Annotated in this window: 1 protein-coding gene; it reads right to left on the bottom strand. The window is 57.2% G+C overall.

The window, feature by feature from the left end; genetic code table 11:
• On the bottom strand, positions 1-1,614 hold a 1,614-nt coding region (locus EPO09_RS22115), incomplete at its 3' end, for a DUF1549 domain-containing protein (protein ID WP_290646779.1).
• Positions 1,615-1,705 lie beyond the last annotated feature (91 nt).

Genomic DNA, 1,705 nt, shown 5'->3' with positions numbered 1-1,705 from the left:
CACCAGCTTCGTGAAGAACGGTTGGAGTGTCAAGAAGCTGGTGGCCAGGTAGTCCAGCAGTTCGGGATTGGTGGGCTTGGCACCAGCGCGACCGAAGTCATGCACGGTCGAGATCACGCCCTTGTCGAAGTACTGGCTCCAGACGCGGTTGGCGTAGACACGAGCTGTCAAAGGATTGTTGTCATTCGTGAGCCAGGCAGCCAGCGCACTGCGACGGCCAGATGAGGTAGCAGTCGGCGTCACCACAGGCTGCTCTTTGCCAGTCCACAAGGCAGGAATGGCAGGTTGCACTTCATCCAGCGGGCGCTCGTGGATACCACCAAAACGCACAAAGGTAGGTGGTGCATCGGCATGGCCTAACTCGGTGGCAGCCGTGATCCAGCGCGAACCCTTCTCTGGCTTGAGCTTGTCAAACTTCTTCAGTTGCTCCGCCAGCGCCTGGTATTCCTTGAGCTTCTCGGCATTGGCCGGGTCGTACTCGGTACGTTCCTTTTCCTGGCCGGTTTCGCGAAGGTAGGCCACGATGTCTTGTTCGGTTGCGACTGTGTCCTTGCGGAAGTTCACCCAACGATCCAAAGCATTCCACTGCTCCTTGGGCTTGAAGATCGCGTCGCGGCTATCGGTCAGATAACGTTCGTTGTGGTACTTGCGCCCTTGCTCACGCACGCTGTCCAGAATGGCCTTCTGCTTGGCGCGGATTTCTTTGGTGGCGTCGTTGTAGGCGGCTTGCTGCTTGTCGTACTCCTGATCCCAGACGGTTTCAGAGCCTTTGGCCAGCTTGGCTTTTTCATCGAAGCTGGTGTTGGCAAAGTAGGCCTGCAGCTGGAAGTACTCCTTCTGGCTGACCTTATCCGACTTGTGGTTGTGGCACCGGGCGCAACCAATGGTGGAGCCCAGCAAAGCTTCTCCCACCAGATCGGTCATGTCGGTGGCAATCTGGTACTTGCGTTGAACCAGGTCACGCGAGTTGGCGTTGTCTGGATAGCCAGCCAGGAAGCCAGTGGCGATCTTGGCTTCCTGACTATCAGGGAGCAACTCATCACCGGCAATCTGCTCTTGAATGAATTGCTTGAACGACTTGTCCTGGTTGAAGGCGTTGATCACGTAGTCGCGATAGCGCCAGTTGTTGGGCCGCGTGTTGTCGTTCTGGAAGCCAGAGCTGTCCGCATAGCGAGCGATGTCCAGCCAGCGACGCGCCTGGCGCTCACCGAAGTGATGAGACGCCAGCAGACGGTCCACCAGCTTTTCATATGCATTGGGAGACTTGTCATTGACGAAGGCCTTGATCTCTTCAGGCGTCGGCAGCAAGCCCCAGGCGTCCAGCGTGGCGCGGCGGATGAAGGTGGCGCGGTCGGTTTCAGGCGAAGGCTTCAGACCCTTGGCCTCGATCTGAGACAACACGAAGCCGTCAATGGGCGTGCGCACCCAAGCCTTTTGCTTCACCGCAGGCACCTCAGGAGCCTTGGCAGGTTGGTATGGCGACCAGGCCTTGGCCGCGGGCGCTGCTTTGGCCGCATCGGCCGACTTGACATCAGCAGCGGGCTTGGCATCAGCCGCAAAAGCGGAAACCGCAAATGACCCCAGCAACACAGATATATACAGAGACTTATTCATATTGGTAAACCCCAAATGCTTCGAGCGTTTTTCTCATTTGCTTACTCCATTTGCGTGAGCAATCTTCAAATCTCTTCGACTCAAGCAGCAC

Origin of the sequence: Aquabacterium sp., from assembly GCF_004297345.1 — a bacterium.
In the GTDB taxonomy this organism is placed as follows: domain Bacteria; phylum Pseudomonadota; class Gammaproteobacteria; order Burkholderiales; family Burkholderiaceae_C; genus Aquabacterium.
Note: the sequence above shows the minus strand (reverse complement) of the source record. Positions and strands in the feature narration are given on the sequence as shown.